The organism is Streptomyces sp. NPDC048142 (assembly GCF_043202835.1).
Classification (GTDB): Bacteria; Actinomycetota; Actinomycetes; order Streptomycetales; family Streptomycetaceae; genus Streptomyces.
Genome location: NZ_JBIDBC010000004.1, coordinates 401,867 through 414,316 on the forward strand (window position 1 = coordinate 401,867; position 12,450 = coordinate 414,316).

General features: G+C 72.8%; 13 protein-coding genes. 2 read left to right on the plus strand and 11 right to left on the minus strand.

Going from position 1 to position 12,450, the window contains the following annotated elements:
- Nucleotides 1-55 precede the first annotated feature (55 nt).
- Nucleotides 56-505 (plus strand): adenylyltransferase/cytidyltransferase family protein, encoded by a 450-nt coding sequence (locus tag ACGF2Y_RS08685; RefSeq protein ID WP_030079843.1) that lies wholly within the window; start codon nt 56-58, stop codon nt 503-505.
- On the opposite strand, the gene ACGF2Y_RS08690 is transcribed toward ACGF2Y_RS08685, so the two are convergent.
- The 10 genes from ACGF2Y_RS08690 to ACGF2Y_RS08735 all read right to left on the minus strand — a co-directional run bounded on the left by ACGF2Y_RS08690 (nt 474) and on the right by ACGF2Y_RS08735 (nt 10,248).
- Entirely contained in the window at nt 474-1,217 is a 744-nt protein-coding gene (locus ACGF2Y_RS08690) for a CDP-alcohol phosphatidyltransferase family protein (RefSeq protein WP_392944259.1), read from the minus strand. The genes ACGF2Y_RS08685 and ACGF2Y_RS08690 overlap by 32 nt on opposite strands.
- A gap of 182 nt (nt 1,218-1,399) precedes the next feature.
- Nucleotides 1,400-1,765 carry a monovalent cation/H(+) antiporter subunit G gene (gene mnhG / locus ACGF2Y_RS08695; RefSeq protein WP_392944261.1) on the minus strand — a complete coding sequence of 122 codons (366 nt, stop codon included), beginning with the start codon at nt 1,763-1,765 and terminating at the stop codon, nt 1,400-1,402.
- Nucleotides 1,762-2,097, minus strand: coding sequence for a monovalent cation/H+ antiporter complex subunit F (locus ACGF2Y_RS08700; protein WP_392944263.1), 336 nt, complete (start codon nt 2,095-2,097; stop codon nt 1,762-1,764). Before ACGF2Y_RS08700 ends, mnhG begins: the two co-directional genes overlap by 4 nt.
- Nucleotides 2,094-2,720: a Na+/H+ antiporter subunit E gene (locus ACGF2Y_RS08705; RefSeq protein WP_392944265.1), complete on the minus strand. Its 627-nt coding sequence runs from the start codon at nt 2,718-2,720 to the stop codon at nt 2,094-2,096. Before ACGF2Y_RS08705 ends, ACGF2Y_RS08700 begins: the two co-directional genes overlap by 4 nt.
- Entirely contained in the window at nt 2,717-4,369 is a 1,653-nt protein-coding gene (locus ACGF2Y_RS08710) for a Na+/H+ antiporter subunit D (RefSeq protein ID WP_392944267.1), read from the minus strand. The genes ACGF2Y_RS08705 and ACGF2Y_RS08710 overlap by 4 nt, the downstream gene beginning before the upstream one ends.
- Nucleotides 4,366-4,983, minus strand: a complete 618-nt coding sequence (locus tag ACGF2Y_RS08715; RefSeq protein WP_392944269.1) for a Na(+)/H(+) antiporter subunit C — start codon at nt 4,981-4,983, stop codon at nt 4,366-4,368. Before ACGF2Y_RS08715 ends, ACGF2Y_RS08710 begins: the two co-directional genes overlap by 4 nt.
- Nucleotides 4,980-7,883 carry a Na+/H+ antiporter subunit A gene (locus ACGF2Y_RS08720; protein ID WP_392944271.1) on the minus strand — a complete coding sequence of 968 codons (2,904 nt, stop codon included), beginning with the start codon at nt 7,881-7,883 and terminating at the stop codon, nt 4,980-4,982. The genes ACGF2Y_RS08715 and ACGF2Y_RS08720 overlap by 4 nt, the downstream gene beginning before the upstream one ends.
- A 139-nt stretch (nt 7,884-8,022) precedes the next feature.
- On the minus strand, nt 8,023-8,481 hold the full coding sequence (locus ACGF2Y_RS08725; RefSeq protein ID WP_392944273.1) for a (4Fe-4S)-binding protein: 459 nt from the start codon (nt 8,479-8,481) through the stop codon (nt 8,023-8,025).
- 124 nt (nt 8,482-8,605) lie between these two features.
- Complete coding sequence (locus ACGF2Y_RS08730) at nt 8,606-9,007, minus strand: RidA family protein (protein ID WP_392944275.1); 402 nt, start codon at nt 9,005-9,007, stop codon at nt 8,606-8,608.
- Nucleotides 9,004-10,248 (minus strand): acyl-CoA dehydrogenase family protein, encoded by a 1,245-nt coding sequence (locus ACGF2Y_RS08735; protein ID WP_392944277.1) that lies wholly within the window; start codon nt 10,246-10,248, stop codon nt 9,004-9,006. Before ACGF2Y_RS08735 ends, ACGF2Y_RS08730 begins: the two co-directional genes overlap by 4 nt.
- Before the next feature lie 145 nt (nt 10,249-10,393).
- Between ACGF2Y_RS08735 and ACGF2Y_RS08740 the strand changes: the two genes are divergently transcribed.
- Nucleotides 10,394-12,082 (plus strand): AMP-binding protein, encoded by a 1,689-nt coding sequence (locus ACGF2Y_RS08740; RefSeq protein WP_392944279.1) that lies wholly within the window; start codon nt 10,394-10,396, stop codon nt 12,080-12,082.
- Between the two features lie 21 nt (nt 12,083-12,103).
- On the opposite strand, the gene ACGF2Y_RS08745 is transcribed toward ACGF2Y_RS08740, so the two are convergent.
- The coding region (locus tag ACGF2Y_RS08745) for a transposase (RefSeq protein WP_392944281.1) at nt 12,104-12,450 on the minus strand (347 nt) is incomplete at its 5' end.

Consider the following 12,450-nt stretch of genomic DNA (forward strand, 5'->3'; position numbering starts at 1 on the left):
AGTAAGGTCGTCGGTACATCACCGGATCACGTTCACCGTGGGGGGAGAGATACGGATGGTGCAGCACAGGGTGGGTTACGCACCCGGGGTGTACGACCTGTTCCACGTCGGGCACCTCAACATCCTGCGGCATGCCCGCAGTCAGTGCGACTACCTGGTCGCGGGGGTCGTGTCGGACGAGATGGCCGCTCTCGCCAAGGGTCATACGCCGATGATCCCGCTCCGCGAACGACTGGAGATCGTCCGCAGTGTGCGCTTCGTGGACGCCGCGTTCGTGGAGACCGTGCCGGACAAGGTCGAGACCTGGCAGCAGGTCCGGTTCGACGTGATCTTCAAGGGCGACGACTGGCGGGGCACGGAGAAGGGACAGAAGCTGGAGCGCGACTTCGCCGAAGTGGGCGTGGAGGTCGTCTACTTCCCGTACACCGTGCACACGTCCAGCACCCAGCTGCGCCGGGCGCTGGACGTGCTCGTCAGCCGGCCCGGAGCGCTTTCAGCTCCCTGAACCACTTGGCGAGGAAGGCCGCCAGGAACAGCGTGTGCACCACCGCGAGCACGGCGTACCCGGCGCGGAAGGCCCCGGGTGCGCCGAGCAGCAGGAACACCAGGCAGAACACCCCGTAGTCGGCGGGCAGCAGTGCCACCGCCCGCACCCGGGAGACCGGCGCCGCCGGCGCATCCGGTGCCGCCCAGGACGGACCGCGGGAGTTCGCCGCCGCCTTGCCCAACTGCTCGCGCAGCAGCCCCGCGCAGAAGGTGAGCACGGCGGCCAGCTGGAAGCCCAGCGGCAGCAACAGCCAGGCTTCCGAGGGCAGTTCTCCGAAGCGGTAGAAGGAGATCAGGACGGCGATGTGGACGAGCAGCAGCTTCCCGCAGTCCACGACATGGTCCAGCCACTCCCCGTCGGGCCCTCCCCGGCCGGTGAGCCGGGCGAGCTGCCCGTCTGCCGAGTCGAAGGCGAAGCCGACCGCGAGGGCCGTGTAGACCACGACGGCGAGCGTCCACGACGGCTCGACGAGCGCGACCGAGGCCAGCGCACCGTAGGTGAACAGCGCGCTGGTCAGCGTCACTTGGTTGGGCGTCATGCCCGCCCGGTACGCCCCGGCCGCGAGCACCCGCCCGGCGGGCCGGTTCACGTACCGCGAGTAGAGCGAGACGCCCTTGGCGCTCTTCTGTGCGCCGCGCAGTTCGCGCAGCACCGTCCCCGTGCTTCCCATACGCCCCCCAGCGTCCGGCATTGCCCGCATCATGACATGCGGACACCGGCCCGTGGGCGCTTTGGCGGCACGAGGCGGTACGGAACCTCAATCGCGTTGCGGCGGGCGGTGCGGGCGCGCGGGGAGTCGGGCGGTGATCGTGCGGCCGGGCCCTCCGCCCGATGTGCGCGGTCCGCCCGGCCCTACCCCGGCGGTCGGGTGCCGTCGGTGAGCTGCTCGTCGAGTTCGTCGAAGAGCAGCTCACCGTGCTCGATCTGGCCGGTGCGGTACGCGGAGCGGGCCACCAGGTGCGAGGCCACCGGTCCGGTCAGCATCTGGAAGAACGCGACGAGGCCGAGGGTGGCGAGTTCCATGCCGCCACGCAGCCGCAGCGCGACTCCGGCCAGCACCAGGATCACGCCGAGGGTCTGCGGCTTGGTCGCCGCGTGGCTGCGGGAGAGGACGTCGGGGAGCCGGATCATGCCGATCACCCCGAGCAGGCAGATCGCGGCGCCGATGAGAAGCAGCACGGCGCCGGCCGTGTCGGCGATCTGGTGCCAGAGACTCATCGCGGGCCCTCCTGGGTGTCGCCGGGGTACGGGGGGCGGGGCGTGTGGCGGGGCCGGTCGCGTACGGCGATGAAGCGGGCGATGCCCACCGAGCCGGTGAACCCGAGGAACGCCAGCACCAGCATGATCGGGAAGTAGAACGGGTCCCGGGTGAACGCCGACTTGGCGCCGAGCCCGGCGATGATCAGGGCGGCGCAGACGTCCAGCGAGATCGCCCGGTCCAGCATCGAGGGGCCGCGCCGGATGCGGGCCAGCAGCAGCCCCCCGGCGACGAGGACCAGGACGACGGCGGTGGTCAGCAGGATCCGGTCGACCTGTTCGGGTGCGGTCATGGTGCGGGCCTCCCGGCGGCGGGCTGGGGCGGTGGCGGGGGTTCGGCGACCCGGGCGATCTCGTCGGGGGTGCCGAAGGCCCGTACGGTCAGTTCCTCCATCCGCCACACCTTGCGCCGGGCGGCTTCGAGCTCCTCGGGCCGGTCGGCGTCCAGGACGTGCAGGAAGACGGTGGCGGTGGCCCGGCGCACCTCGATGACGGAGCCGCCGGGGACGTTGGAGACGGCGACGGCGGTGGCGGCGAGCATCAGGTCGCTGCGGCAGCGCAGGGGGACGCCGATGACGGCGGCCCGGTGGGGCAGGCCGAAGAAGATCTGCCGGGTGACCTTCACCCCCGAGGTGTACATGTCGTGGAAGAGATAGCAGGCCAGGCACACGATGCCCCAGAGGTGGAGCCGCAGTCCGAGGTCGACCCGGGGCAGTGGGAAGGCGAGGCAGACGGCGACCGAGACGACCAGGCCGGTCAGGACGTTGGCCCAGGTGAGGGTCGACCAGAGCAGGACCCAGATGACGGTGAGCCAGCCGATCAGCGGCAGGTCCAGCACCCGCCGGCGGGTGCCGAACTCGCAGCTCAGCGGCGGCAGATCGGCGTTGCGGAAGGAGAAGCGCAGGATGCGTCTCACCGGCCCAGCACCTCCTGGATGTAGGGGGTCCGCTGGAGGAGTTCGACGGCCGTGCGGTCGGTGTAGGCGGTGAGCGGACCGGCGAACACCGTGAAGGAGAGGCCGATCGCGATGGTCGCCGCGGTGGCCGCGGTCATCGGGCGGGGCAGTCGGCCGGTGGTGGTGACGGCCCGTCCGCGCAGGGTCGCGCCAAGGGCCCGGCCCGCCGGGCGGTGCGCGGGCGCGACGCCCTCGTCACCGGTGCCGCGGATCCGGTCGGGGCCCGCGTCCGGGTCTTCGTCGCTGTCGTCGCCGCACTCCAGGACCGTGCCGGCGGCGGCCTGGCCGGGCGGGGCGGCGCGCCAGAAGGCCAGGTTCCAGACCTTGGCGACGACGTACAGCGTCAGCAGGCTGGTGGCCGCCGAGCCGGCGACCAGGACCCAGGCCCAGCCGCCGCCGTCGGCGACACCGGCCCGCATCAGCCCGAGCTTGCCGATGAAGCCGGACAGCGGGGGGATCCCTGCGAGGTTCATCGCGGGGACGAAGAACAGCAGGGCGAGCATCGGCGCGGCCCTGGCCATCCCGCCGAGCCGGGTCAGCTCCGTGGTGCCGCCCCGGCGTTCGATGAGCCCGGCGACGAGGAACAGTGTCGTCTGGACGGTGATGTGGTGGGCGACGTACAGGATGGCCCCGCCGTACGCCTCGCGGGTGGCGAGGCCGATCCCGAAGACCATGTAGCCGATGTGACTGATCAGGGTGAAGGAGAGCAGCCGCTTGAGGTCGGTCTGGGCGACCGCGCCGAGGATGCCGATGACCATCGAGGCCAGCGCGATGGCCATCAGGAGGTCGCCGATGCGGTTGCCGGGGAAGAGCAGGGTCTCCACGCGCAGCATGCAGTAGACGCCGACCTTGGTGAGCAGTCCGGCGAAGACGGCGGTCACGGGGGCCGGGGCGGTCGGATAGGAGTCCGGGAGCCAGGCGGCGAGCGGGAAGACCGCGGCCTTGATCGCGAAGACGGTCAGCAGCATCGCCTGGATCAATGTCTGTACGCCGATGGGGAGTTCGGGCAGCCGCACCGCGAGCTGGCCGAAGTTCACGGTGCCGGTGGCCGCGTACGTCATGGCGATGGCGGTGAGGAAGAGCATCGAGGAGAACAGCGAGATGATCACGTACGTGGAGCCCGCGCGCATCCGGGGTCCGGTACCGCCGAGGGTGAGCAGGACGAAGCTGGCGACGAGCATGATCTCGAAGCCGACGTAGAGGTTGACGAGGTCGCCCGCGAGGAAGGTGCAGGAGACCCCGGCGACGAGGATCAGATAGGCGGGGTGGAAGACGGCGAGCGGAGTCTCCTTGTCCCGGTCGGTCATGCCCTGGCCGAGGGAGTAGACGAGCACGCAGAGGGTGACGGCCGAGGAGACGGTGAGCATCAGCCCGGACAGCCGGTCGGCGACCAGGGTGATGCCGAGCGGCGGGGCGAAGTCGCCGAGGTGGACGGAGAGCGGGCCCTGCCGGTCGGCGGCGACCAGGAGGATCGCCGAGAGCGCGGTGACGGCGGTGAGCACGGCGACGCTGATGAAGCGCTGGAAGCGACCGAGACGGGTGCCGAAGGCCAGGCTGAGGCCGGTGGCGCACAGCGGCAGCAGCACCGGCAGCGGGACGAGCGCGTTCATCCGTCGGCTCCTCGGTCGCGGGGGTAGCGGTCGTCCGCCTTGGCGTCGCCGTCGCGTGCGTAGTCCTCGGGGTCCGCGCCCAGCACGTCGTTCCAGAGGTTGCCGGAGGCGTCGCGGCCCCGGGCCTGGCGGGCGCGGTCGGCGCGGAGCCGGTCGCGCAGCCGGCGGCGCTCCACCCGGTAGTACTCGCGCTCCTCGGCGGTGGGTTCGGCTCCCGACCGGAACTGCTCGCGCAACTGGGCGCGTTCGCCGAGGACTTCGGCGCGCAGCACGATGCGCCGGTCCTCCAGGTCGTCGTGGACCTCGTCGGTGCCGGTGATCTGGTGGCTGCGGTAGGCCATGGCCAGCAGGAACGCGGTGGTGGCCAGGGTGATGACGATGGCGGTCAGCGCGATGGCCTGCGGCAGTGGGTCGGTGATCCGGCTCAGGGACACCCCGTACAGCAGGGGGGCGGCGCCGGCCCGGCCGGTGGAGGAGAGCACCAGCAGGTTGATGCCGTTGCTGAGGATGACGGCGCCGAGCAGGATGCGGGTCAGCGGGCGGGTGAGCATGAGGATGCCGCCGACGGCGCAGAGCACGACGGCGGTGGCGAGGAGCGAGGCGCTGACGATCATCGCGGGGCCCCTCCCGTCCCGGGGCCGGCTTCGGGGGTGAGGACGCCCGCCGCCCGTTCGATCTGCCGGTCGACCTTGGCGCCGAGGGCCCGCACGATGTCCAGGACGACTCCCAGGACCAGCAGGTAGACGCCGAAGTCGAAGAGGACCGAGGTGCTCAGGTGGTACGAGCCGAAGACCGGCAGATGTCCGTTGTACGTGAAGGCGTGCAGGACGGTGCCTTCCGTGAGTCCGAGGAGGGCCACTCCGGTGGAGATGAAGAGGCCGAGGCCGGTGAAGAGTCCGGGTTGCAGGGGGGCCGCCTCGGCGAGTTCGAAGCGGCCGCCCGCCAGGTAGCGGGTGATCAGGCCGACGCCGGCGACGAGTCCGGCGACGAACCCGCCGCCGGGCAGGCTCTCGGCGCAGAACAGCAGATAGACGGAGAGCACCAGGATCGGGTGGAACAGCAGCCGGGCCACCACTTCGAAGACGATCGAGCGGTGCTCGGGGGCGAGGGTGGCTCCGGCGGCCAGCCAGCTGCGCTCGGGGGCCGCGTCGTCGCCCAGCGGCAGCCTGGAGGAGTGGTGCGCCGAGAGGGACCAGGCGGTACGGCCCCGCAGCTCCTCCTGGGCCATGGAGCCCTCGCTGCGGCGGTGCAGGTAGATGAGGCTGGTGACGCCGATCGCGGCGGCGGCGAGCACGGCGGACTCCCCCATCGTGTCCCAGGCGCGCAGGTCGACGAGGATGGTGGCCACGACGTCCTTGAGCCCGTGGTCGGCGACCTCCTGGACCATGACGGCGCCGGCCGGTTCGGCGGTACGCGCGGCGGCGGCGACCCACATCCCGACGCCGACGGTCGCGGCGGCCGCGAGGGCCACCGGAACGCGGGTGGCGCGCCGCCAGGTGCTCACGGTCTCCTGGAAGTGGACGGGCATCCGGCGCAGCACCAGCACGAAGACGATCATCGCGACGGTCTCGACGCAGAACTGGGTGAGCGCCAGGTCGGGCGCTCCCTGGACGACGAAGAGCAGCGCGGTGCCGTATCCGGTCAGGCCGGCCAGGACGACGGCCTTCATGCGCCGCCGCACGGTCAGGCACAGCAGGGCGGCGGCACAGGTCAGGGCGGCGACCGCGCCCTGGAGCGGGTCGTCCCAGAGGCGGGGGAGCACCGCCCCGTCCCAGGGGGTGTCGACCATGAGGACGGCGAGCTGTCCGCCGAGCATGACGAGCAGGGTGGTGGCCAGGTACACGGAGAGGGAGCCGCGCTGGATGAAGCCGGTGACCTGGAGGGCGAGACGTTCCTGCCCGAGCAGCAGATGGCCGAAGACGCTGTCGGCGGTGGGCCAGGCGATCCGGCGGGAGAACCGGGTGAGGCGTGCGCGGCCGAGGAAGAGTACGACGCCCGTGGCCCAGGCGAGGGCGGACAGGAGCAGGGCGAGACCGAATCCGTGCCAGGGGGAGAGGTGGTACGGGTCCGGGCCGGCCGGGAGCGTGTCGGCGTACGCGCCCAGCAGCCGGCCGGTCCAGCCGACGCCGGGGCCGAGGACCAGGCCGAGGACGGCGAGCAGGGCGGGCGGGGCGAGGAAGGCCCACCCGACGCGGCGGACGGGGGTGTCGGGGACGCCGCGTTTGCGGGCGAACGCACCCCAGACGAACCGCAGGCTGTACGCGGTGGTCAGCGCGGAGCCCGCGACGACGACGCCCAGCGCCCACCGGTCGGCGGCGGAGCCGTGCAGCAGCGCCGCGAACGCGGCCTCCTTCGCGGCGAAGCCGAGCAGCGACGGCAGGGCGGCCATCGAGGCGGCGGCGAGCACGGCCACGCCGGCGACGTACGGCAGGGAGCGGCCCACTCCGGAGAGTTCGCGCAGGTCGCGGGTGCCGGCGGCGTGGTCGACGATGCCGGTGACGAGGAACAGCGGGGCCTTGAAGAGGGCGTGCCCGAGGATCATCGCGGCGGCGGCGAGCGCGGCGTCACGGTTGCCGGTCCCGGCGAGCAGGGTGAGGAAGCCGAGCTGGCTGACGGTCCCGTAGGCGAGGACGAGCTTGAGGTCGTTCAGGCGCAGCGCCCGCCAGCCGCCGAGCAGCATGGTCGCCCCGCCGAGGACGAGGACGACGGGTTTCCAGACGGGGACGTCGGCGAAGGCGGGGGCGAGCCGGGCGACCAGGTAGACCCCGGCCTTGACCATCGCGGCGGCGTGCAGATAGGCGCTGACGGGCGTCGGCGCGGCCATGGCGTTCGGCAGCCACATGGAGAACGGCCAGATCGCGGACTTCGACAGGGCCCCGCACAGCACGAGGACGACGGCGATGGACACGGCGAGCGTCGTCTCCGGCGGATCGGCGACGATCGCGGAGATCCGGTACGTACCGGCGGCCTGACCGAGGATCAGGAAGCCGACGAGCATGGCGAGGCCGCCGAACGTGGTGACGACGAGGGCCTGGAGGGCGGAGCGGCGGCTGTGCCGGTGTTCGCTGCCGTGGCCGATCAGCAGGTAGGAGAAGACCGTGGTCAGTTCCCAGAACACATAGAGCGTGATCAGGTCGTCGGCGAGCACCAGGGCGAGCATCGCGCCCGCGAAGGCGAGCAGGTTCCCGGCGAAGCGGCCCAGTCGCGGGGTGTCGTCGGTGAAGTAGGAGGCGCAGTAGAGCAGGACGAGCGCGCCGATCCCGGCGGCGAGCAGCACCATCAGTTCGGCCAGCGCGTCCAGGCGCAGGCCGAGGGCGACGCCGTAGTCCGGGATCCACTGCCAGGACCAGGTGTCCGCGCCTCCGGAGGCGGCGGTGTTCCAGCGGGTGAAGGCCCAGACGGTCGCGGCCGCCGGGGGCAGTGCGAGCACGACGAAGGCCCGTCGGCCGAGCCGGTGCACCAGCGGACCCGCACAGGCCGCCAGCGCGAAGTGGGCGACGATGAGCGCGATCACAGCGGGGTGTCCGGTTCGGGCGACGGAGCATCCGGAATAGAGGGCACTAAATACAGATATATCCCCCAAGAGGATTCACCCGACCGGCGCGCCGCGCACTCCGGCCCCGCTGCGTTCGGGCCCGGAGTGCGCGGCCTTCTCAGGCGTGGCCGGCGCAGGGGCCGCTGTGGTCGCAGTACGGCGTGTTGCCGGTGGCGCCGCAGCCGCAGAGCATCACCCTGGTCTCCCGCCGGGGCCCGTGGGGCGTGGCGACTTCCAGGTCCCCGCGCACGTGGAGCACCCCGTCGGCGTGCAGCGACACGTGGGTGGGGACGTCGGGGACCTCGTCGGGCATACCGTCCGTGCGGTGGTACTGGAGGGCTCCGCTCGGGCAGCGGCGGATGACGTCGGCGACCTCGTCGGCAGGGGCGTTGTCGGGGATGACCCACGGGCGGCGGCCCACCTCGAAGACGGTGGGGAGCCCGCGTACGCACTCGGCGGCGTGCAGGCAGCGGTGCGCGTCGAAGCCGACGACGATCCCCTCGCCGTCGTAGGAGCGGGCGGCGGGGCGCGGGGGCGGCTGGCTGGGCACCGCTGACCCTCCTGGGCGGCTCGGCATCCGGACCCCTTCAGCCTCGCCCCGCCGCCCCGCCGCCGCTACTCGGGCGGGCGGTGGACGGCGGGGAGGGCCCGGGGGCCACCAGGAGCACCAGGAGCACCAGGAGCACCAGGAGCACGGCAGCTCACGGCAGGACCGCGACTCCGTCGATCTCGACCATCGCCTGCTCGTCCCAGAGGCGGGCCACCCCGATGACGGCCATCGCCGGGTAGTCGCGCCCCGCCAGCCTGCGCCAGATGCGGCCCAGCTCGGCGGCGTGGGACCGGTAGTCGGCGATGTCCGTGGCGTAGACGGTGACCCGGGCCAGGTCGGCGGGGGCGCCGCCGGCCGCGTGGAGTGCGGTGAGCAGATTGCCCAGCGCGACGGCGAACTGGTCGGGCAGGGTGGCTCCGACGACCTTGCCGGCCGGGTCGAGCGCGGTCTGCCCGGCGAGGAAGACCAGGTGGCCGCCGGTGGCGACGACCGCGTGGCTGAAGCCGGTGGGCGGGGAGAGTTCGGCCGGGTTGATCCGGTGGGACGGACTCATGCGGACGGCTCCTGGGTGAGGCCCACAGGCTCCACGGGCTGCCGGCCGGCGGGCTGCTGGGCGAGGGACTGCCGGCCGGCGGGCTCCTGGGCGGCGGACGGCTGGGCGGCGGACTCGGATCGCTGGGCGGCGTTCGCGTACAGCTCCTTGGCGATGATGGTGCGCTGCACCTCGCTCGCGCCCTCGTAGATCCGCGGTGCGCGGACCTCGCGGTAGAGGTGTTCGAGCAGATGGCCCCGGCGCAGGGCTCGGGCGCCGTGCAGCTGGACGGCGGCGTCGACGACGTACTGCGCGGTCTCGGTGGCGTACAGCTTGGCCATCGCCGCGCGGCGCGGCACACCGCTCTCCCCCGCGTCGTACGCCGCTGCCGCCGCGTACACCAGGAGGCGGGCGGCCTCGGTGCGGGTGGCCATCTCGGCGACCTGGTGCGAGACGGCCTGGAGGTCGCTCAGCGGGCCGCCGAACGCGGTGCGCCGGGCCGTGTGCTCCAGGGTCGCGTCGAGGGCGGCGCGGGCCATCCCGACGGCGAAGGCCCCGACGCTGGGCCGGAAGAGGTTGAGGGTGTTCATCGCGACCCGGAAGCCCCGGTCGGGCTCGCCGAGCACATCGTCGGCGGTGACCTGTACGCCGTCGAACTCCAGGGTGCCGATGGGATGCGGGGAGAGCATGTCGAGGGCGGTGCCGGTGAGTCCGGGGCGGTCGGAGGGGACCAGGAACGCCGTGATGCCCCGGGAACCCGAGCCGGGGGTCGTCCGGGCGAAGACCACGGCGAAGTCGGCCTCGGGGGCGTTGGAGATCCAGCACTTCTCGCCGGTGAGCGCCCAGCCGGCCGGGGTGTGCTCGGCGGCCAGGCTCAGGGCCGCCGCGTCGGAGCCCGCACCCAACTCGCTCAGCGCGAACGCCGCGACCGCCCGACCGGCCCGGACCTCGGGGAGCCAGCGTTCGCGGTGGGCGGGGGTGCCCGCCTGGACGACCGGGGTGGTGCCGAGGCCCTGGAGGGCGAGCGCGGTCTCGGCCTCGGTGCAGCCCCGGGCCAGGGACTCGCGCAGCAGGCACAGGTCAAGGGCTCCGGAGCCGAACATCCGCTCCAGCAGGCCCAGCTCGCCGAGGGCGGCCAGCAGCGGGCGGTTGACGCGTCCGGGCTCCCCCTTCTCCGCCAGCGGGCGCAGCTCCTGTGCGGCGAGGGTACGCAGCTCCTCGCACCAGGCGGTTTGTTCCGGTTCGAGGGAGAATGCCGTCATGGCGGCGCCTCTCTTGTCGCGTGTGGTCGCGTGTTCTGTCGCGTGGCGTGGCGTGGCGTTGCGTCGCACGTCATGTCTTATCGCGGACCGTTGACTACCGTCACCCAAACGATACGCTCCAGAGGCGACAAGGGGGCGATCCTTCATGGAGCCGAATTCCTCGCCGAACACGCCCACAGCCGCCGCCGACGCGTCCGTACGCGCCCCCGGCGCGCATCCCGAGAGGTCCGGCCGCGCCGCGGGCGCCCACGCCGACACCTTCACGCGCGACCATCTCCCGCCGCCGGAACAGTGGCCGGAGCTCCTCCTGGAGGACCCCGCGCCGCGTTACCCCGACCGGCTGAACTGCGGGCACGAACTGCTGGACCGCACCGTCGAGGAGCGGGGCGCCGACCGTCCCGCGCTGCGCTCCGGCGACGGAAGCGTCTGGAGCTACGGCGAGCTGCGGGAGACGGTGGACCGCATCGCCCATGTGCTGACGGAGGACCTGGGCGTCGTGCCGGGCAACCGGGTGCTGCTGCGCGGACCGACCACGCCCTGGCTGGCCGCCTGCTGGCTCGCCGTCATGAAGGCGGGCGCGGTCGCCGTCACCGTACTGGCGCAGGCGCGCGCGAACGAGCTGTCCACCATCTGCTCGCTGGCGCGGATCAGCCATGCCCTGTGCGACGCCCGGTCGGTGGCGGATCTGGCGAAGGCGGACGTGGCCGGCCTGCGGATCACCCTGTTCGGCGGGGACGGGCCCGGGGACCTAACCCGGCTGGCCGAGCACGGGAGGGGCCCGTACCGGGCGGTGGACACCGCCGCCGACGAGGTCGCGCTCATCGCGTTCACCTCGGGGACCACCGGGCGCCCCAAGGGCTGTATGCACCTCCACCGGGATCTCCTGGCCATCGCCGACACGTTCTCCCGGCAGGTGCTGCGCCCCTCGGCCGACGACGTGTTCGCGGGCAGCCCGCCGCTGGGCTTCACGTTCGGCCTGGGCGGGCTGCTGGTCTTCCCGCTGCGGGCCGGGGCCTCGACGCTGCTGCTGGAGCAGGCGGGCCCGCAGCAGCTGCTGCCCGCGCTGGCCCGGCACCGGGTCTCGGTGCTGTTCACCGCGCCGACGGCCTACCGCACGATGCTCGGGCAGCTGGACGGCCACGACCTGTCGGCGCTGCGGCGCTGTGTGTCGGCCGGGGAGAACCTGCCGGCGGCGACCTGGCGGGCCTGGTACGAGGCGACGGGGCTGCGCATCATCAACGGCATCGGGGCCACCGAACTGCTGCACATCTTCATCTCGGCCGCCGACGACGCGATCCGGCCGGGCACGACGGGGGTGCCCGTGCCGGGCTGGCAGGCCCGGGTGGTGGACGCGCGCGGGGACGAGCTGCCCGACGGCGAGGCGGGACTGCTCGCCGTGCGCGGCCCGGTCGGCTGCCGCTATCTCGCCGACCCGCGGCAGACGGAGTACGTCCGGCACGGCTGGAACATGACCGGCGACACCTTCGTCCGTGAACCGGACGGCTACTTCCGCTACGTGGCCCGCGCCGACGACATGATCATCTCCTCCGGCTACAACATCGCGGGCCCCGAGGTGGAGGACGCCCTGCTGCGCCACCCGGAGGTCGCGGAGGCCGCCGTGGTGGGCCGTGCGGACGAACTGCGCGGCGAGATCGTGGTGGCGCACGTGGTGCTGCGGGAGGGCTCGGAGCAGACCGCGGACTCACTGCGCGCCCACATGAAGGCCAACCTGGCCCCGCACAAGTGCCCGCGCGTCTTCGTCTTCCCCTCCTCGCTTCCCCGTACGGCGACCGGCAAGCTCCAGCGGTTCCTGCTCCGTGATCAGCCCCTCTAGGGCGTGTATCGAATGTGCTGGTCACAGCCACTCGTTGATGGCCGCTACGAGGACAGTCGCCTCGTAGCGGACCGCGAGCTTGTCGTAGCGCGTGGCCACGGCGCGGTGGCGTTTGAGGCGATTAATGCCGCACTCGACCGCGTGCCGGGCCTTGTAGTCCTCGGCGTCGAACGTGGGTGGCCGGCCGCCGCGCGAGCCGAGCTTCTTGCGGTTGCGGGCCTGATCGGCCTTGTCCGGGATGGTGCAGCGGATACCGCGCCTGCGCAGGTAGGCGCGGTTCTTGCGGGAGGCGTACGCCTTGTCGGCACGGACCCGGCGGGGCCTGGTGCGCGGGCGGCCGGAGCCCGGGCGGGCGACGCGGACCTTCT